This is a genomic window from Streptomyces sp. DH12 (genome assembly GCF_020873895.1).
Taxonomy (GTDB): Bacteria; Actinomycetota; Actinomycetes; order Streptomycetales; family Streptomycetaceae; genus Streptomyces.
Genome location: NZ_JAHWGT010000015.1, coordinates 19,227 through 36,716, shown reverse-complemented (window position 1 = coordinate 36,716; position 17,490 = coordinate 19,227). Strand labels below are relative to the sequence as shown.

The window sequence follows — 17,490 nt, the reverse complement described above, 5'->3', positions numbered from 1 at the left end:
TGCACGCCGCGCTTCCGTGCGTGCCGTCGAAAGGTGGACCCGTGAAGAACCCCGCAGACCCGCAAGCCCCCGCCCCCGCCCCGGTGTCCGTGATCGGTCTCGGCCCCATGGGGCTGGCCATGGCGGACGCGTTCCTCGCCGCCGGGCACCCCGTCACCGTGTGGAACCGCACCCCGTCCCGCGCCGACGGCCTCCTGCGGCGCGGCGCCCGCCTCGCCGCCACCGCCGAGGAGGCGATGGGCGCGTCGCCGCTGACGGTGCTGAGCCTCACCGGCTACGACGCCGTCCGAGCGGTGCTGGACGGGGTCGGGCCGACCGCCCTGGAGGGCCGCGTCCTGGTGAACCTCACCTCGGGCACCCCGGACGAGGCCCGCGCCGGTGCGGCGTGGGCGGCCGAGCGCGGCGCCACCCACCTCACCGGCGGGGTGCTGACCCCGCCCTCGGGCATCGGCGACCCCGCCTCCACGACCCTCTACAGCGGTCCGCGGGACGTCTTCGACGCCCACCGGGCCACCCTGGAGGTCCTGACGGGCGCCGATCACCGGGGCGAGGACGCCGGTACGGCCGCGCTGCTCTACCAGCTCAACATGGTCATGTTCTGGACGGCCCTGTCCGGCTACTGGCAGGCCCTCGCGCTGGCCGGCGCGCACGGGCTGACGGCCGCCGACATCCGGCCGCTCGCCCTGGACGCCCTGGACCTGGGCCGGTTCGTGGAGTTCTACACGCCGCGCGTCGACGCCGGGGACCACGGCGGGGACGTCGACCGCCTCGCGATGGGCCTCGCGAGCGCCGAGCACGTCCTGCACACCGCGGCCGACGCGGGCGTCGACACCGCGCTGCCCGCCGCGGTCGCCGACCTCTTCCGCCGGGGCGTGGACGCGGGCCGGGGCGCGGACAGCTCCTCCAGCCTGGTCGAGCTGCTGGCGGAGGCGCCCGCCGCGGGCTAGTCGCCCGGGCGGGTCAGAGGAAGACGACGCGGACCACGCTGACCGTCAGGACGCTCCGGCTCACGTAGTACCGGATCACCACGCCCGCCACGGTCGCCTCCCGCCGGTCCTCGTCGCCGCCCATCGGCACCGAGCCCTGCCCGTACGGGTCGCGCACGAGCGAGGTGCGCATCCCGGCGTCGAAGCGGGCGCGCAGGGACGGGTCCATGGAGTCCAGGGCGAGGTCCGCCGGGGGCGCGTACTGGAGCCGGTAGCCGGTCACTCCCGTACGTCCTCGCCGCGCGCCAGCCGCTCGAACAACTCGGCGTCCTCCCGGTCCGCGTCCGTCGTGGACAGCGCCCAGCGGGCCAGCGTCACCGGCAGGTCGGCCACCGGGACGTGCGGGATCTCCGCGTCGAACTCCCGCGCCCTGTCCTCGTCCAGTGCCGCGCGGATCGCGGCGATGGTGCCCGGCAGTTCCACCAGCCGGCCGGCGATCACGGTTCTCACCGCCGCCCCGCACGGGCCGCCGCGTACCACCGCTCGGTGACTGTCATGGCCGACCTCCTGTCAACGGCTGGACGTGGCCCGCGGATCGACGCCGGTCGCCGGGCCGGGCCCGCATCGTCGCACAACGGCGGCCCGCGCGGTCACGCCCGGTCACCCCGAACACCCGCCCGCCGCGCGCCGTGAACAGCCGTCCGCCGCGCACCCCCTGACCCCGCCCGCCGCGCGTCGGGGAGCCCCGCCGCCTCGCGCGCGTGGTCCCCGGCGGCGGGTGGTTCAGGCGGCGCGGGTCCCCGTCACCACCGTGGCGTACAGCTCCTCGCTCGTCTCGACGCGCGCCGTGAGCCCCGCGTCGGCCAGCACCCCCGCCGCTGCCCCCGCCTGACGCCCGCTCGTCTCGGACAGCAGCACCCCCGAGGGCGCGAGCCACCGCCCCGCCCCGGCCGCGACGCGGCGCAGGACGTCCAGGCCGTCGGCCCCGCCGTCCAGGGCGACCAGCGCCTCGTGGAGGCGGGCCTCCTGCGGCAGGAGGCCGACCTCGCCGGTCGGTACGTAGGGGACGTTGGCCAGCAGCACGTCGACCCGGCCGCGGAGCCCGGCCGGGAGGGCCGCGTACAGGTCGCCCTCGTGGACGAGGCCGCCGAGCGGCACGACGTTGCGGCGGGCGCAGCGCACGGCGGCCGGGTCGATGTCGGCGGCGTGCAGTTCGGCGGCGCCGCCGTCGAGTGAGGTGACCAGGGCGGCGCCCAGCGCGCCCGTACCGCAGCACAGGTCGACGACGACGGCGCGGCCGCCGCGCGGGGCGAGCGCGGCGGCCCGCTCGACGAGGAACTCGGTGCGGCGGCGCGGCACGAACACCCCGGCGTCCACGGCGACGCGGACGCCGCCGAACCGCGCCCAGCCGAGGACGTGTTCCAGGGGGTGGCCGAGGACGCGCCGGGCGACCATCGCGTCGAGGTCGGCGGGGGAGCGGGCGGAGGCGAGGAGCAACTCCGCCTCGTCCTCGGCGAAGACGCACCCGGCGGCGCGGAGGGTGGTGACGATGTCGGAGGGAACGGGCACGGGAAGAGCCTTTCGGGAGCCGCGTAGGCGGGTGCTCCCGGCGGTGCTTCTACGGCCGCGGCGTGGTCGCCGTACCGCCGTGCGAGGGGAACACCCCGTCTTGCCTGGCGCTGATGGGTCCCACCTCCTCGGTCCTCGTCGCGACGCGCTCGTGCCGGCGCGTGATCGACGCGGACGACCCTACCCCACGGCCCCGTTGGCGCAGCCCCGGCCGGTGACCGTGTCCATCGCCCGGGACAGGCGCTCCAGTACGCGCGCGGTCTCGGCGAACGCCTCCTCGCCGAGCTCCGCCGCCAGCCGGGCCGCCAGGTCGGCGTGGCCCGGGCCGACGCGGGCCACGGCGGCGCGGCCCTCCTCGGTGGGCCGCAGCAGCTTCGCGCGGCGGTGGGCGGGGTTCGGCGCGTACGCGGCCAGCCCCCGCTCCACCAGCAGGTCGGCGACGCGCTGGACGCTCTGCCGGGTGATGCCCATGGTGCGGGCGATCCCCGAGACGGGCAGCGGCTCGCGCAGGACCGCGCCGAGGACCTGCCACCAGGTGGCGGTGAGGCCCGCCGGACGGGCCAGTTCCTCGGAGGCGGCGAGGAACTGGCCGTTGAGGCGGAAGACGCCGAGCGCGGTACGGCTCAGCAGCGCCTGCTCGGGGAGGCGGTCCTGGCTCACGCGTCCGCGTCCTGTGCCCGGCAGGTGTCCTCCGCCGTACCCGCGCCCGCGCCCGTACCCGCGCCCGTACCCGCGCCCGCGCCCGCGTCCGTACCCGCGCCCGCGGCCGCCGCGAGTACCTCGTACGCCGTCGGGTCCGAGTCGTGGAACAGCCGGTACCACGCGTCGAGCAGCTCCCCCTCGTACACCCCGAGCCGGCCCAGCACCTCGCGGGCGAAGGCGACCGGCTCGGTCGACCCGGCGGTGATCAGGTCGCCGGCCGTCACCGCGTCCGCCTCCCGGTAGTGGGCGGCGCCCAGGTAGCCGGTCGCGGCCAGGTAGCCGGCGGCCGAGCTGGTGTGGGGGCGGTCGTCGAGGAGGCCCTCGCGGGCCAGCCCGGCGGTGGCCCCGCAGATCGCCGCGACCGGTACGCCCGCGTCGAGGAAGGCCCGGGCCGCGGCGGCGAACGGCGCCAGCTCCCCGCCCTCGTCCCACAGGTCGGAACCGGGGAGCACCAGCAGGGCGCTGTCCTCGGGGCGCAGGTCGGCCAGGGCGAGGTCCGGGGTGACGCGCAGACCGCCGAGCGTGGTGACGGGGCCGGTCGTGGGGCCGACGGTGCGGACGGTGAGGCCGCCGCGCGTCAGCCACGCCGCGGCGTGCCCGGTCTCCCAGTCGGCGAACGCGTCGTACACGGCGAGGTGCACGGTGCGGTGCGGTGCGGTGGTGCCGGTCATGGCTGCCTCCTGCGCGGCGGCTTCGGTGGTGGCGGTCGGGTCGTCGGGCGAGGCTCCCGCGGCTCCGTCGATATGACAGAAGGCTGTCACCATGCCAGTATCCTGTCAACGCTGCGCCGTACGGGTCGCGCCCCGGCCCCCTCGACACGACACCCTGCCGACCCCGGCGGGGGCCGCCCCTGACAAGGTGGCCATGTCCCGGCGCGGCCCGCACTCCCTACGCTCGCCCGCATGACCCCTCATCCCGATCCGCGGCAGGGCGCCGCCGTCAAGGCCGCCGACCGCAAGCACGTGTTCCACTCCTGGTCCGCCCAGGGGCTGATCGACCCGCTGGCCGTCGCCGGTGCCCAGGGCGCGCACTTCTGGGACTACGACGGCAACCGCTTCCTCGACTTCACCAGCGGCCTGGTCTTCACCAACATCGGCTACCAGCACCCGAAGGTCGTCGCCGCCGTCCAGGAGCAGGCCGGCCGGCTCGCGACCTTCGCGCCGGGCTTCGCCGTCGACGTGCGTTCCGAGGCGGCCCGGCTGATAGCCGAGCGCACGCCCGGTGACCTCGACCGGATCTTCTTCACCAACGGGGGCGCCGAAGCCGTCGAGAACGCCGTGCGCATGGCGCGGCTGCACACCGGCCGGCACAAGGTCCTCAGTGCGTACCGCTCGTACCACGGCGCCACCTCCACGGCCATCCACCTGACCGGCGACCCCCGCCGCTGGCCCTCCGACACCGGCGCCGCCGGCGTGGTCCACTTCTGGGCGCCGTTCCTGTACCGCTCGCCGTTCTACTCCGCCGACGAGGCGCAGGAGAGCGAGCGGGCCCTGGCGCACCTGGAGGACACGATCGCCTTCGAGGGGCCCGGCACCGTCGCGGCGATCATCCTGGAGACGGTCCCCGGAACGGCCGGCGTCATCCCCCCGCCGCCCGGCTACCTCGCCGGCGTGCGCGAGCTCTGCGACCGGCACGGCATCGTCCTGGTCCTGGACGAGGTCATGGCGGGCTTCGGCCGCACCGGCCGCTGGTTCGCCGCCGAGCACTACGACGTCGTCCCCGACCTGCTCACCTTCGCCAAGGGCGTCAACTCCGGGTACGTGCCGCTGGGCGGCGTCGCCATCGGCCCGGAGATCGCCGCCACCTTCGAGCGGCGCCCCTACCCCGGCGGGCTGACGTACTCCGGGCACCCGCTGGCCTGCGCGGCGGCCGTGGCGACGATCCGGACCATGGCGGAGGAGGGCGTGGTCGAGGCCGCGGACCGACTGGGCGCGGAGGTCCTCGGCCCGGGACTGCGGGAGCTCGCCGAACGCCACCCGTCGGTGGGCGAGGTGCGCGGCCTCGGCGCCTTCTGGGCGCTGGAGCTCGTACGGGACCGCCGGACGCGCGAGCCGCTCGTGCCGTACGGCGCGGTGGGGGAGGCGAACGCGCCGATGGCCGCGTTCACCGCCGCCTGCCGGGAGCGGGGCCTGTGGCCCTTCGTCACCATGAACCGGACGCACGTCGTCCCCGCCTGCACCCTCACCGACGCCGAGGCGAAGGAGGGCCTCGCGGCGCTCGACGCGGCGCTGTGCGTGGCGGACGGGCACACCGCGTGACCCGCGAGCGGGCCCGGTGCGGCCCGCCGGTGTGACGTCCCCCTCGCCCGACCCCTACGGGTGACCCCCTCCGACTGGCTTAAGGTGTCCGAAACCGGACGGAGGGGACCTGCCCATGCCCGCGAGCGGACCTGTGACCCGCAGCACCCTGCGCCAGCAGATCGCGGACGCGCTGCGTGACGAGGTGCTCGCCGGACGGCTGCAGCCGGGCCAGGAGTTCACCGTCAAGCAGATCGCCGAGCAGTACGGGGTCTCCGCCACCCCGGTGCGGGAGGCGCTGGTCGACCTGTCGGCGCAGGGGCTCCTCGACTCCGACCAGCACAAGGGGTTCCGCGTCCACCAGTTCACGGTCGGCGACTACCGCGGCATGGTGGAGGCCCGCGCCCTGGTCGTGGAGGGGGTCCTGCGGCGCGACCCCCGGCACACGGCACACCGCGGCGGCGCGCCCGCGGCCGCGCCCCCGGCCGCCGGCCCGGCCGAGCCCCCGTCGGCGCCCGTAGCGGCGCCCGGCGCCACGGCCGTTCCGGTGCCCCGACCGGCGCCCGGCGCCACAGCCGTACCGGCGCCCGGCGCGGGGGCCGGGCGGTCGTGCCTGCCGGACGAGGCGCTCGGCCCGGTGCGCCGCCGGGCCGAGGCGGCCGCCCGCGCCGCCCGCGCCGGCGACCTGGACATCCTGATCGGCTACGACGTCCGCTTCTGGCGGGAGCTGGGCGGCCTCGTCGCCAACCGCTACATCGCCGACTTCCTCCACCGGCTGCGCGTCCAGGCGTGGGTCTTCGCCGTGCCGCACCTGCGCGCCGACCCGCGCCCCGGCGACTGGCTGTGGAGCGGCCACGAGGAGCTGGTCGACGCGGTCGCCACCGGGGCGCCGGGGCGGGTCGGCGCCGTCCTCGGCGCCTACAACGCCCACGCCCTTCGCTGGGCGGACCACCTGGAACGCCTCCCGGCCCCCCGCCCCGCCCCACCCGCCTGAGGCCCTGGACGCTCCTGGACCCCGGACGCTCCCGAGGCCCCTTGCGCCCCTGGCGCACCCGGTGCCCTGACGCCACTGACGCCCCTCACACCCCTGGTGCCCGGCAAGTCCCAGGCGGCTCAAGCCCCCTGACGGCCGCTCGCCCGCCGCCTCCGCTACGCCGGACGGGGGGAGTGCCCGCGCAGGACGAAGAACGGCGCCCGGCTCGACTCGCCGTCCGCACGGCTCCACGGCGCGGTCACCTCGCCCAGGACACCGGCACCGCCCTCCCGCCCCGGCACGCGGACCACGTCGAGCACCGCCCCGTCCGGGTCGGCGCCCGCCGCCAGCCGGGCGCCGACCGTCGGATCGGGCGTGTCGCTCTCGCTCTGCGCCTGCGGCTCGGCGTCGCCCCGCAGGAGCGCCCGCACCGCCGCCACGAGCACCGGGTCGTGGGCGCCGTCGTACACCCAGCGCGTGCCCAGCACCCCGTGCTCGGTCGTCCCGACGAGGGCGTGCTCCGCGCCGGCGAGCGGCGCGCCCCGGTAGGTGAGCGGTACGTGGTACGAGCGGGGCGCGTCCCCGGAGGCGTCGACGACCACCATGAACTCGATGCCGACCGCCCCCTCCGGGTCGTCCAGCCGCCACCCGCCGACCCGGTCGAGCAGCGGCTTCCCGCCCGTGCCCTGGTACCAGGGCTGCGCGGGCAGCCAGGCCGCCAGGAGCTCCAGCTTGGTCGGTTCCATCGTCGTGCGGTGAATGATCGCCATGCCGGGTCAACTCCCCGTAGGACCACCGTGTTCCCCCCGCCGTGCGGGGCGTCCGGCTTCACGGGCGGTGCCACCGGGTATCACTCTGCCCGGAGACGGGGCCTGGCGGCGCCGGACTAGTCTGTGCCGGACCTCCGCAACCACCCGCCGTCCGGGTGCCCGTGACAGCCCGGACGCCCACCCACCCCGGACGCCCACCCCGGACGCCCAAAAGACCCGAGAGCGAGTCGATTTTGGCCTGTGACCTGTGGCTGGTCCCCCTGGTCGACGTGCTGTGCCACAGCCCTGACAACCCGTTCGCCGAGGAGATCGCCGCCTATGACCGGGCGTTGACCGGGGCCGGGATGCCGGCCGTACCGGTATTCGCGTACATGCCCGGCCTCTCCGGTGACGTCGCGCCGGTCGCCGGGTTCGACTACGACGCGCTGCACTTCCTGCGCCGGGCGTACCTGCTCCAGGTCTGCGGCCTCGCGGTGACGCCCGTCGACGAACTCGGCGGGGACTACGAGCAGCTGCTGGAGATGTTCGAGGCGACGGCCCAGCAGTCGCACCTGGTCTGGCACTACGACCACGCCGGCGCCTACGTGCCCGTGGACTTCCCGGCGCCGCTGTCGACGGAGGAGCTGCTGTCCGGCGGCGGGCCGCTCGGCTCGGCGCAGGGGCTGCTGCGGGAACTGGAGCACGTCGCCCCGGCGATCGGCATCGACCCGGGCAACCCGCCGGCCGCGCCGGAGCCGCCGCGCCACCCCACCTCGCTGGAGGAGCCGGCCGCGCCCATCCCCTACGACGACAGCCCCTTCGCCCGGGAGCGGCACGTGTGGTTGGGGCTGCACGCGGCGGCGACGCGGAGCCTCGCCCAGGGCTCGATGATCATCTTCAGCTGACGCAGGCCCGGGCGGCCCACCCGGCCCGCCCGCGCGGGACGCCACCGCCCCGGACGGTCCACCCGGGGCCCTCCCGGGCCGCCCGGCCCGCCCGGCCCGCCGGCGCAGCGCCGCGGGCCCCCGCCGTGCGGTAAGGGGGTCAGCGCGGCTCCGGGGGTCGCTGCCGGGGCATGTTGGGGCGGGTGGCCGGGGGCAGCAGGAAGCGGCCCGGTGGCTGCGCCCCGCCGCCGTCGGGGCGCGGCTGCGCCGCCGCGCCCAGCGACTGCGTGAGGAGCGGCGCCGGCCCCGCGCGGAACTCCACCATCCAGTCGGCGGTCTCCGCCCGCACCAGTTCCGTGACGTCCTCGGTGAAGCGCCGCAGCACCGCGAGGCAGCGCTCCGCCGCCTCGCCCGCCGTGCCCTCGGCGGGCCCCAGCACCTCCCGCACGCTCTCCGACGCCCAGTCGAACTGGAGGGCCGCCAGTCGGCGCTGTACGGCCTGGGCGGTGGCCACGTCCCGCATCCAGCCGGACGTCAGCCCGAAGTACCGGTCGCACGCCATGCACGCCACGGCGAGCAGCAGGCACAGGTACCCCCAGCCGGCGGCGCCGTGCAGGGCGCCGGTGAGGTCCAGGAGGGGCAGCACGGCACCGAGCACCGCGCCCAGCGCCGTACCCGCCCGCAGCGCGCGGGCGCCGCGGCGCTTCCACGTCCGGTCGGCGAGGTACCAGTCGGCGGTGCGCAGGGCGTTGGCCTCGACCCACCGGTACAGCTCGTGCAGCCGCTCGGCCGGCTCGCCCCAGTCGCCGAGCGGGAACGGCCGTCCCGTCAGGTCCTCGCCCCGGGCGGGCCCCCCGGGCTGCATCTCCGGCTGGCTCACCGGGGCACTCCTCTGCGCTCTGCGTGACAATGCGTGACGTGCGGTGACGGACGTTCCGTGGCGTGCGTGGGGGCGGGCGGGCCGTGGCGGACGGGTGGCGGTGGGCCGTCGTGGCTGGTGGGGCTGGTGTTACCGATCGGGTACCACCTGGTCGATGGCGACAAGGGGTGGGCGCCGCGCGGAGTCCTGGTGGGCGCCGTGCGGAGCCCTTCCTACCGCCGAATGGTGGTCCATGGGGGCGACATCGACGGATTTCCGCCCGCAAGAGCGGCGTGATCAGGTAGAGGGCGCGCCCGGCGTTCACTCCAAAGAGTGCAGCGGTGTGCGTGGGGCGCGCCGCGCGGCGACCACGTAGGCTCGACGTGACCGATGACCTCGTCGACGCGCAGGAGTGACCGTGATCCCCGGTGGTGGCCAGCCCAACATGCAGCAGCTGCTCCAGCAGGCCCAGAAGATGCAGCAGGACCTCGCCGCGGCGCAGGAGGAGCTGGCCCGCACGGAGGTCGACGGCCAGGCGGGCGGCGGCCTGGTGAAGGCCACGGTCACGGGCTCCGGTGAGCTGCGGGCGCTGGTCATCGACCCGAAGGCGGTCGACCCGGACGACACCGAGACCCTCGCCGACCTGGTCGTGGCGGCCGTGCACGCGGCCAACGAGAACGCGCACCAGCTCCAGCAGCAGAAGCTCGGTCCGCTCGCGCAGGGCCTGGGCGGCATGCCGGGCCTGCCCTTCTGACCTCGCCGTGAGGCGCCGCCGCCTGCCGACGGGTAGGTGCCGGTACCTCCGGGTTCCTCCCGGTTCGGCCGGGTCGGGGGCGCTGTGGGCCGGTGGGGACCGCTCCGTCCCCGGCGCCCTCCGGCGTCCGGCGCTCCGCGGGTGCCCCCGTGCCGCGTTTGCCGCAGGTGTCACCCACGCCGAGGCTTCTGCGGCGCACCCCCAGCAACTACCGTAAGACCCAAGACTGCACTCCCGGAGAGGCGTTCCGTTGTACGAAGGCGTGGTCCAGGACCTCATCGACGAGCTGGGCAGATTGCCGGGCGTCGGTCCCAAGAGCGCGCAGCGGATCGCCTTCCACATCCTGCAGGCGGAGCCGACCGACGTACGGCGGCTGGCGCACGCCCTGCTGGAGGTCAAGGAGAAGGTCCGGTTCTGCGCGGTGTGCGGCAACGTCGCCCAGGAGGAGCGGTGCGGCATCTGCCGTGACGCCCGCCGGGACGACGCGGTCATCTGCGTGGTCGAGGAGCCCAAGGACGTCGTCGCGATCGAGCGGACGCGCGAGTTCCGGGGCCGGTACCACGTGCTCGGCGGGGCGATCAGCCCGATCGAGGGCGTGGGCCCGGACGACCTGCGGATCAGGGAGCTGCTGGCCCGCCTGGCGGACGGCACGGTCACCGAGCTGATCCTGGCGACCGACCCCAACCTGGAGGGGGAGGCCACCGCGACCTACCTGGCGCGGATGGTCAAGCCCATGGGCCTGAAGGTCACGCGCCTCGCCAGCGGACTGCCCGTTGGCGGAGACCTGGAATACGCCGACGAGGTCACGCTCGGTCGCGCGTTCGAAGGGAGAAGACTCCTCGATGTCTGACGCCACGCTCCACGCCCACTCGCTCGACCCGGACAGCTTCGCGGTCCAGGTCGCCGACTCCATCGAGTCCTTCATCGTGGCCACCACGGAAGTGGCGAAGGGCGACGAGCCCGACAGCGCCGTCCCCTTCCTGCTGCTGGAGGTCTCGCAGCTCCTCCTGGCCGGCGGCCGGCTGGGGGCGCACGAGGACATCGTCCCCGACGAGCGGTACGAACCGGACACCGGTCCCGACGTGGACGTGGACGAGCTGCGCCTGCGCTTCGCCGACCTGCTGGACCCGGTGGACGTCTTCTCCGAGGTGTTCGACCCGTACGAGCCGCGCAAGGCGCCGGTCCCGTGCCGGATCTCGGACAACCTCGCCGACATCATCACCGACCTGCGCCACGGCCTGGCGCACTACCGGGCGGGCCGCACCACCGAGGCGCTGTGGTGGTGGCAGTTCTCGTACTTCTCCAACTGGGGCCCCACCGCCTCCGCCACCCTGCGCGCCCTGCAGTCCCTCGTCTCGCACGTCCGCCTCGACCAGCCCCTGGCGCCGCTGGGCGGCCTCGACACGGACGAGGACCTGCCCGACGACGACCTCGCCGAGGAGGCCGGGCGCGTCATGGTGCAGGAGATCGCCGGACCGCTGGGCCTGCACTCCCGGAAGTAGCCCGCCCGGGACCTCTCCCGGACCCGCTTCCGCCCCCGCCCTCGCCCCGGACCCGGCCGCGCAGCCCGCGCGCGCCGGGTCCGCGCTGTCCGCCTGCTCTCCCCGCCTGCCCGCCTCCCTGCCCGGCCGCCCGCCCCGCCCGCCCGAGCCGGCCCCGGTGCGCCACCCCGCCCGGCTCACCCCGCCCCGGCCCCGTGCCGCACCACCGCAGACGTGACCCGCCCCACATTCCGCGTACCGGGCGCGACGGCGGGCAGGTACCGGCTCGGAGCGACCGGGCCGGGCCCCCGCCCGATACGGATGATCGCCACCTGAGCGGGACATCTCAGGATGTGACACCGCGGGGGTGTTTTCCGGTCGCTCGTTAGACTGAGCTGACCGCAAACGGACTGAGCGAGGAGCGCACGTGGGCCTTGTCGTGCAGAAGTACGGAGGCTCCTCCGTTGCCGATGCCGAGGGCATCAAGCGCGTCGCCAAGCGAATCGTCGATGCCAAGAAGAACGGCCACCAGGTGGTCGTCGTGGTATCCGCGATGGGCGACACGACGGACGAGTTGATCGATCTCGCCGAGCAGGTATCCCCGATCCCTGCCGGGCGTGAGTTCGACATGCTGCTGACCGCCGGAGAGCGGATCTCCATGGCGCTGCTGGCCATGGCGATCAAGAACCTGGGCCACGAGGCCCAGTCGTTCACCGGTAGCCAGGCAGGCGTCATCACCGACTCGGTCCACAACAAAGCGCGCATCATCGATGTCACGCCGGGCCGGATCCGCACCGCACTGGACGAGGGCAACATCGCCATCGTCGCGGGCTTCCAGGGCGTCTCCCAGGACAAGAAGGACATCACCACCCTCGGTCGGGGCGGTTCCGACACCACGGCCGTGGCGCTCGCCGCCGCCTTGGACGCCGAGGTCTGCGAGATCTACACCGACGTCGACGGTGTCTTCACCGCCGACCCGCGGGTCGTGAAGAAGGCCCGGAAGATCGACTGGATCTCCTTCGAGGACATGCTGGAGCTCGCCAGCTCCGGCTCCAAGGTGCTGCTGCACCGCTGCGTCGAGTACGCGCGCCGCTACAACATCCCGATCCACGTCCGCTCCAGCTTCTCGGGGCTCCAGGGCACGTGGGTCAGCAACGAACCGCGAGGGGACCGCAAGGTGGAGCAGGCCATCATCTCCGGTGTCGCCCATGACACCTCCGAGGCGAAGATCACCGTCGTCGGTGTGCCCGACAAGCCGGGCGAGGCCGCCGCGATCTTCCGCACCATCGCGGACGCCGAGGTCAACATCGACATGGTGGTCCAGAACGTCTCCGCGGCGTCCACCGGTCTGACGGACATCTCCTTCACGCTCCCCAAGACCGAGGGCCGCAAGGCCATCGACGCCCTGGAGAAGCAGAAGGGCGCCATCGGCTTCGAGTCCCTGCGCTACGACGACCAGATCGGCAAGATCTCCCTGGTCGGCGCGGGCATGAAGACCAACCCGGGCGTCACCGCCTCCTTCTTCGAGGCGCTGTCCGACGCGGGTGTGAACATCGAGCTGATCTCCACCTCGGAGATCCGCATCTCGGTCGTCACCCGCGCCGACGACGTCAACGAGGCCGTCCGCGCCGTCCACACCGCCTTCGGTCTGGACAGCGAGTCCGCCGAGGCCGTCGTCTACGGCGGCACGGGCCGCTGACGGCACGGGCCCGGACCGCCCGCGCCTCCCGCACCCGTCGGGCCGGGCGCCCGTGACGAGCCGGAAGCCGGCGCTCGCGGTCGTCGGCGCGACCGGGGCGGCCGGCGCGGTGATGCTCCGGATCCTGTCGCAGCGCGCCGACGTCTGGGGCGAGATCCGCCTGCTCGCCCCTCCCTCCGCCACCGGCGGGGGGAGGGGCGGCCCCGTCTGCCCCGAGCCCCTCGCCGGCCCCGGGCCGGTCCTCCGGGGGGTGGAGACGGAGGTCCTCGCGCTCGACGAGGAGACGCTCAGGGGCGTCGACGTCGCCGTGTTCCTGGCCCCGGAGGAGGTCGCCGCCCGCTGGGCGCCGATCGCCGCCGCCCAGGGCACCGTCGTCATCGACGCCTCGCCGGCGTTCCGCGCCGACCCCGACGTGCCGCTCGTCGTCCCCGAGGTCAACCCGCACGCCGCCCGGCTCCGGCCGCGCGGCATCATCGCGAGCCCCGGCTGCACCACGCTCGCCCTGATCGTCGCCGTCGGGGCGCTCCACGCCGAGTTCGGCCTCGACGAGCTGGTCGTCTCCGCGTACCAGGCGGCGAGCGGCGCGGGCCAGGCCGGGGTCGACGCGCTGCGAGGCCAGCTGGCGGCCGTCGCCGGCACCGGGCTGGGCACCGCCCCGGGCGACGTACGCAGGGCCGTCGGGGACGACGCGGGCCCCTTCGCGGCCCCGCTCGCGCTCAACGTCGTCCCCTGGTCCGGCGCCTTGGAGGAGGACGGCTGGTCCTCCGAGGAGCTGCGCGTACGGGCCGAGGCGCGCAGGATCCTCGACCTGCCCGCCCTGCGGGTCGCCGCCACCTGCGTGCACGTCCCCGTCGTCACCGCGCACTCCGTCGTCGTGCACGCGCGGTTCGAACGGGCGGTCACCGTCGCGCGCGCCCATGAGATCCTCGCCACCTCGCCGGGCGTCGTCCTCTACGACGACCCCGCCGCCGGCGACTTCCCCACCCCCGCCGACGTCGTCGGCACCGACCCCACGTGGGTGGGCCGAGTGCGCCGGCACCCGGACGACGAACGGGCCCTGGAGTTCTTCGCGTGCGGCGACAACCTCCGCAAGGGCGCCGCGCTGAACACCGCGCAGATCGCGGAGGCCGTCGCCGCGGAACTGGCCGCCGGCCGCGGGACACGCCCCTGACCCCGGATACCCGGTGTGTTCCCGGGCCCGGCTTTGTAGGATCTGTGAACGCCCTGCGCAAAGGTCTTCGGTCCGTACCGCTGGAACTGGGGCGATGGACGTTCGACGCCTGCTTCCTCCCCCGCGGTCGGCGGCGGGTGGCGGCAGGCGTCCGCGCGGCCGCCCCACGGCGCGGCCGCGTCCAACGGGGCTTGACGGGGCTTAGGGGAAGAGCGGATACGGATGAGGGCGAACGACGCACCGTCGAAGGCGGAGCCGTGCGCGTACAACCCTGACGGGGGTCGACGTGTCCAACTGGCGTGGCAGAGGTTCTCGACATCCCATCAGCGGGCCCCCTTCGCGGCGGCGCGGCGGTCCTCCCGCTCGTACGACCGCCGCAGCGGCCTCCGCGCGAGCGCCGGCGCGGCGGCGGCATGCCGGTGATCGCACCCATGCCCGCCACGCGCCGTGCCCGCGTCCCGTTCCCGCGTGAGGGGGCCGGAGCCGACGGCGACACCGGTGCCGCGACGACCGCGGGCACCACCGTCGACCACCTCACCGAGACCTACCGCGCCCACTACCGGTCGCTGCTGGGCCTCGCCGCGCTCCTCCTCGACGACACCGCCTCCTGCGAGGACGTCGTCCAGGAGGCGTTCATCCGGGTGCACTCGGCGCGCCGCCGGGTCCGCGACCCCGAGAAGACCCTGGCGTACCTCCGCCAGACCGTCGTCAACCTCTCCCGCTCCGCCCTGCGCCGCCGAATAATCGGGCTGAAGCTGCTCTCCAAGCCGATGCCCGACATGGCGAGCGCGGAGGAGGGCGCGTACGACCAGCTGGAGCGCGACGCGCTGATCAAGGCGATGCGCGGGCTCCAGCGCCGCCAGCGCGAAGTGCTGGTCCTGCGGTACTTCGCGGACATGACCGAGGCGCAGGTCGCCGAGACCCTGGGCATATCGATCGGGTCGGTGAAGGCGTACGGCTCACGCGGCATCGCCGCACTACGCGTCGCCATGGGGGCCACGGCATGAGCGACCGCGCGGACAGCCACGAGCACAACGGGCCGGACGGGCCGTCGGACGACCGGACTGGGAACGGAACTGTGAACAACGGGCACGACGGCGACCTGCACGACGCCGGACGGGACTCCGCCGACACGGGCGCCACGCGCACCCCCGCCGGCGACACGGCCGGCGCGGGAGCCCCCACCACCGCGGGCACCGGCGGGCACCCGCGCGCGGGCGCGGACTCCGACACGGGCTCCGGCCCTGGCAGCGACACGGGCTTCGGCTTTGGCAGCGACACGGGCTTCGGCCCTGGCAGGAACACGGGCTTCGGCCCGGGCCCCGGCTCAGACAGCGACACGGGCTTCGGCCCGGACGACGACGCGGACGGCCTGCCGGTCGACGAGCTCGCTCTGCGGCGCATGCTCCACACCGCCGTGAGCGACATCCGGCCCTCCGACGACGTACTGGAGCACCTCCGCAGGGCCGTCCCCGCCCGCCGCGCCCGCAAGCGCCAGGCGATCGTCGGCACGGCCGCCGCGGTGATCCTGCTGGGCACCGGAATCCCCGCCTTCGTGCACGTCGCCGCGTCCGACGGCGCCTCCGGCGCCAACCCGGTCAACGCCGGCCACGGCGAGCAGGTCCAGGGCGGCACCGGGGACGCCATCGAGGGCGCGACCGGTGAGGAGTCCACCGGCAGTTCCTCGGCGCCCGAGGGCAAGGGCAAGGACGCCAAGGACCCGAAGGGGAAGCCGCAGACGGCCGCGAGCGGCGCGACCGACGGCACCGCGGGCCCCACCGCGTCCGCCACGGCCACCGTCCCGGTCTGCGACCCGGGCCAGCTCGGCGTAATCTCCGCCGACGCGGGCTCCCCCGGATCCGACGGCACGGTGTACGGCACCTTCCGCATCGCCAACGTCTCCGGCGCCGACTGCGTCGTCGACGGCGCCGGCACCGTCGGCTTCCGCGCGAACGGCGCCGCCGACCGGGACCGCGTCAGCGTCGTCACCCACACGTCCGGCGACGGGGCGGACGGCCTGCCCGACCCGTCCGCGTCGGTCGGCCGTCTGACCCTGAAGCCCTCGGCGGCGTACGACGTGAAGTTCGCCTGGGTGCCGGCTGAGACCTGCCCCACGGAGGGCGGGACGACACCCGACCCCACCCCGTCCCCGACCACGGAGCCCACTCCCTCGACCGGAGGCACCGCGGCGGGCGGCACCGGGGCGGGCGGCACGGCGGAGGGCGGCGGGGAGTCGGACGCCGGCGCGGCCACCGAGCCCCAGCTCGTCTCCGAGGGGGGTACGGCCGACGGCAGCGTGAGCGTCACCCACACCCCGGAGGCGGGCGGCCCCACGGCGGAGACGACCGTCCCCAACGCCTGCACCGGCACGATCTACCGCACGGGCCTCCTCCCGGCCCAGTGACACCGGGCCCGCCGACAGGCGGGCCGCACACCGGCGGCCCACCCGGCCGGTCACCCGCAGCGGGGCCACTTGAGAGCCGGTCCACCCGGCAGCCCGTCCACCCGCAGCCGGGCGACCCCACCATCCGGAAGCCGGGCCACCCGGGGGCCGGTCCACCCGCATCCGGGCGCCTCGGCCACCCGGGAGCGGGGACACCGGGCAGCTCGGCCACCCGGCAGCCCGGCCGGCCGCAGCCCGTCCACCAGCCGCAGGCCGGGCGTCCGCGCAGCCGGCCCGGCGGGGGCGGGAGGCGGCTCAGCCGACGCCCTGGCTCTCCGGCTCCAGTCCGATCGCGCGGTCCCGCTCCGCCTCCGCCTCACGGCGGACGAGGCGGAACCACATGAACAGCACGAACCCCGCGAACGCGAACCACTCACCCGTGTAACCGAGGTTCTGGAACGCCTTGATGTCCAGCCCCGTGCCCGTGGCGGCCGCCGGGGGCACCGGGGTGAGCCCGGCCGGCGAGTGCGCCAGGGTCACCCACGCGTCGTACACCTCGTCGGGCACCAGGTTGACGAGGGACGCCGCGCTGATGATGCCGAGCTGGCCCTCGGGCAGGCCGCCCGCCGCGTGGACGCCCTTCGAGCCCGGGCTCTCCGACGCCTGGAGCGCCCCGGTCACGGTCACCTCGCCGGCGGGCGGCGCCGGGGCGGCGGCGCCCTTCGGCAGCCAGCCCCGCACCACCGGCAGGGCCTTGTCCTCGGAGGTGTGCAGCAGCGTCAGCACGTACGCACCGGTCTCGCCGTCCAGCTCGCGCCCCGGCACCAGGAACTGCTCGCCGTACCGGCCGCTCACCACCGCCTGGCGGCCCGACGTCTCCTTGTCCACCGGCAGCAGCTCCGCCAGCGGCGCCGCCGCCTCCGCCGCCTGGACGGCCGGGCGCCTCTCGGCCTCCTGGTGGGAGTCGACGCGGTCCTCGAACCTGCCCAGCTGCCAGATGCCCATGAACAGGCAGAACGGGATCGCCAGCAGCACGAAGACGTTGATCCCCCACCAGCGGGGGGTCGTCAGGAAGCGGTACACCCCTCCACGGTACGGAACGA

The 17,490-nt window shown here is 75.4% G+C and carries 18 protein-coding genes and 1 pseudogene; 11 read left to right on the top strand and 8 right to left on the bottom strand.

Features of this window, described 5'->3' with window-relative positions; all coding sequences use genetic code 11:
• Positions 1–41: 41 nt before the first annotated feature.
• Positions 42–947: an NAD(P)-binding domain-containing protein gene (locus LPA54_RS15750; RefSeq protein WP_308112853.1), complete on the top strand. Its 906-nt coding sequence runs from the start codon at positions 42–44 to the stop codon at positions 945–947.
• Between the two features lie 13 nt (positions 948–960).
• Here the strand turns inward: LPA54_RS15750 and LPA54_RS15745 are convergent, their stop codons facing one another.
• The 5 genes and pseudogenes from LPA54_RS15745 to LPA54_RS15725 all read right to left on the bottom strand — a co-directional run.
• Entirely contained in the window at positions 961–1,209 is a 249-nt protein-coding gene (locus tag LPA54_RS15745; RefSeq protein WP_228978059.1) for a hypothetical protein, read from the bottom strand.
• On the bottom strand, positions 1,206–1,436 hold the full coding sequence (locus LPA54_RS15740; protein ID WP_228978058.1) for a hypothetical protein: 231 nt from the start codon (positions 1,434–1,436) through the stop codon (positions 1,206–1,208). Before LPA54_RS15740 ends, LPA54_RS15745 begins: the two co-directional genes overlap by 4 nt.
• A 273-nt stretch (positions 1,437–1,709) precedes the next feature.
• A complete protein-coding gene (locus LPA54_RS15735; RefSeq protein WP_228978057.1) occupies positions 1,710–2,495 on the bottom strand; it encodes a putative protein N(5)-glutamine methyltransferase in 786 nt (261 codons plus the stop codon).
• A 180-nt stretch (positions 2,496–2,675) separates the two neighbouring features.
• Positions 2,676–3,155 carry a MarR family winged helix-turn-helix transcriptional regulator gene (locus LPA54_RS15730; RefSeq protein WP_228978056.1) on the bottom strand — a complete coding sequence of 160 codons (480 nt, stop codon included), beginning with the start codon at positions 3,153–3,155 and terminating at the stop codon, positions 2,676–2,678.
• Between the two features lie 113 nt (positions 3,156–3,268).
• Positions 3,269–3,868 (bottom strand): annotated as a pseudogene (locus tag LPA54_RS15725) (DJ-1/PfpI family protein); the annotation flags it as partial.
• A 231-nt stretch (positions 3,869–4,099) separates the two neighbouring features.
• On the opposite strand from LPA54_RS15725, the gene LPA54_RS15720 reads away from it, so the two are divergent.
• Positions 4,100–5,455, top strand: coding sequence for an aspartate aminotransferase family protein (locus LPA54_RS15720; protein WP_228978055.1), 1,356 nt, complete (start codon positions 4,100–4,102; stop codon positions 5,453–5,455).
• 115 nt (positions 5,456–5,570) lie between these two features.
• Positions 5,571–6,428 (top strand): GntR family transcriptional regulator, encoded by an 858-nt coding sequence (locus tag LPA54_RS15715; RefSeq protein ID WP_228978054.1) that lies wholly within the window; start codon positions 5,571–5,573, stop codon positions 6,426–6,428.
• Between the two features lie 155 nt (positions 6,429–6,583).
• On the opposite strand, the gene LPA54_RS15710 is transcribed toward LPA54_RS15715, so the two are convergent.
• Positions 6,584–7,177, bottom strand: coding sequence for a 1,4-alpha-glucan branching protein (locus LPA54_RS15710; RefSeq protein ID WP_228978052.1), 594 nt, complete (start codon positions 7,175–7,177; stop codon positions 6,584–6,586).
• Between the two features lie 233 nt (positions 7,178–7,410).
• On the opposite strand from LPA54_RS15710, the gene LPA54_RS15705 reads away from it, so the two are divergent.
• Entirely contained in the window at positions 7,411–8,061 is a 651-nt protein-coding gene (locus tag LPA54_RS15705) for a hypothetical protein (RefSeq protein ID WP_228978050.1), read from the top strand.
• A 139-nt stretch (positions 8,062–8,200) separates the two neighbouring features.
• Here the strand turns inward: LPA54_RS15705 and LPA54_RS15700 are convergent, their stop codons facing one another.
• On the bottom strand, positions 8,201–8,905 hold the full coding sequence (locus LPA54_RS15700) for an SLATT domain-containing protein (protein WP_228978310.1): 705 nt from the start codon (positions 8,903–8,905) through the stop codon (positions 8,201–8,203).
• A 412-nt stretch (positions 8,906–9,317) separates the two neighbouring features.
• Between LPA54_RS15700 and LPA54_RS15695 the strand changes: the two genes are divergently transcribed.
• The 7 genes from LPA54_RS15695 (at position 9,318) to LPA54_RS15660 (ending at position 16,408) form a co-directional block, all read left to right on the top strand.
• Positions 9,318–9,653, top strand: a complete 336-nt coding sequence (locus LPA54_RS15695) for a YbaB/EbfC family nucleoid-associated protein (RefSeq protein WP_228978048.1) — start codon at positions 9,318–9,320, stop codon at positions 9,651–9,653.
• Between the two features lie 250 nt (positions 9,654–9,903).
• Positions 9,904–10,503, top strand: coding sequence for a recombination mediator RecR (gene recR, locus LPA54_RS15690; protein WP_058940820.1), 600 nt, complete (start codon positions 9,904–9,906; stop codon positions 10,501–10,503).
• Entirely contained in the window at positions 10,496–11,155 is a 660-nt protein-coding gene (locus tag LPA54_RS15685; RefSeq protein WP_228978046.1) for a DUF5063 domain-containing protein, read from the top strand. The genes recR and LPA54_RS15685 overlap by 8 nt, the downstream gene beginning before the upstream one ends.
• A 406-nt stretch (positions 11,156–11,561) precedes the next feature.
• A complete protein-coding gene (locus tag LPA54_RS15675; RefSeq protein WP_228978044.1) occupies positions 11,562–12,833 on the top strand; it encodes an aspartate kinase in 1,272 nt (423 codons plus the stop codon).
• Positions 12,834–12,885: 52 nt separating this feature from the next.
• On the top strand, positions 12,886–14,004 hold the full coding sequence (locus LPA54_RS15670) for an aspartate-semialdehyde dehydrogenase (protein ID WP_308112852.1): 1,119 nt from the start codon (positions 12,886–12,888) through the stop codon (positions 14,002–14,004).
• A 413-nt stretch (positions 14,005–14,417) separates the two neighbouring features.
• Positions 14,418–15,011: a SigE family RNA polymerase sigma factor gene (locus tag LPA54_RS15665; protein ID WP_228978043.1), complete on the top strand. Its 594-nt coding sequence runs from the start codon at positions 14,418–14,420 to the stop codon at positions 15,009–15,011.
• On the top strand, positions 15,008–16,408 hold the full coding sequence (locus tag LPA54_RS15660; RefSeq protein WP_228978042.1) for a hypothetical protein: 1,401 nt from the start codon (positions 15,008–15,010) through the stop codon (positions 16,406–16,408). Before LPA54_RS15665 ends, LPA54_RS15660 begins: the two co-directional genes overlap by 4 nt.
• A 294-nt stretch (positions 16,409–16,702) precedes the next feature.
• Here LPA54_RS15660 and LPA54_RS15655 read toward each other — a convergent pair whose 3' ends face one another.
• Positions 16,703–17,470, bottom strand: a complete 768-nt coding sequence (locus tag LPA54_RS15655) for an SURF1 family protein (protein WP_228978040.1) — start codon at positions 17,468–17,470, stop codon at positions 16,703–16,705.
• Between the last annotated feature and the right edge of the window lie 20 nt (positions 17,471–17,490).

What these genes read in the sequence shown, in the direction of transcription:
- LPA54_RS15720 (WP_228978055.1), top strand. Translation starts at nt 4,100, where the DNA reads ATGACCCCTCATCCCGATCCGCGGCAGGGCGCCGCCGTCAAGGCCGCC.
- LPA54_RS15715 (WP_228978054.1), top strand. Translation starts at nt 5,571, where the DNA reads ATGCCCGCGAGCGGACCTGTGACCCGCAGCACCCTGCGCCAGCAGATC.
- LPA54_RS15710 (WP_228978052.1), bottom strand. Translation starts at nt 7,177, where the DNA reads ATGGCGATCATTCACCGCACGACGATGGAACCGACCAAGCTGGAGCTC.
- LPA54_RS15700 (WP_228978310.1), bottom strand. Translation starts at nt 8,905, where the DNA reads ATGCAGCCCGGGGGGCCCGCCCGGGGCGAGGACCTGACGGGACGGCCG.
- LPA54_RS15685 (WP_228978046.1), top strand. Translation starts at nt 10,496, where the DNA reads ATGTCTGACGCCACGCTCCACGCCCACTCGCTCGACCCGGACAGCTTC.
- LPA54_RS15665 (WP_228978043.1), top strand. Translation starts at nt 14,418, where the DNA reads ATGCCGGTGATCGCACCCATGCCCGCCACGCGCCGTGCCCGCGTCCCG.
- LPA54_RS15660 (WP_228978042.1), top strand. Translation starts at nt 15,008, where the DNA reads ATGAGCGACCGCGCGGACAGCCACGAGCACAACGGGCCGGACGGGCCG.